The 469-nt window shown below is 65.5% G+C and carries 1 protein-coding gene; it reads left to right on the top strand.

Annotation, left to right across the window (positions count from 1 at the left end):
* Nucleotides 1-469 (top strand): sigma 54-interacting transcriptional regulator (locus tag AC1D1Y_RS26355; protein WP_477684946.1); only part of this gene is annotated, 469 nt, incomplete at both ends.

Here is a 469-nt window from a genome sequence, read left to right as displayed (position 1 = left end):
GCCTTTGTGGCCGTGAACTGCGGCGCCATCCCTGAGAACCTGGTGGAGGCCGAGCTGTTTGGCCATGTCAAAGGTGCGTTCACCGGCGCCGTGCGCGACAACCCCGGCATGTTCACCAGCGCCCACAAGGGCACCATTTTTCTGGACGAAATTGCCGACCTGCCGCTGGCCATGCAAGTCAAGCTGCTGCGCGTGCTGCAAGAGCGCGAGGTGCGCCCCGTGGGCGCCAGCAAGCCGCACAAGGTGGACGTGCGCGTCATCTCCGCATCGCACCGCACGCTGGCGGCCGAGGTGGCCGCCGGCACCTTCCGCGAAGACCTGTACTACCGCCTCAACGTGGTGAGCCTCACGCTGCCGCCGCTGGCGGATAGACGAGAAGACATCCCGCTCTTGGCCAACTACTTTTTGCAAAGCCTGGCACTGCGCTACGCCAAGCCTGTGAACACCTTTGCGCCCGGCGGGCTGGAGC

The organism is Polaromonas sp. P1_G1 (assembly GCF_056405595.1).
Note: the sequence above shows the minus strand (reverse complement) of the source record. Positions and strands in the feature narration are given on the sequence as shown.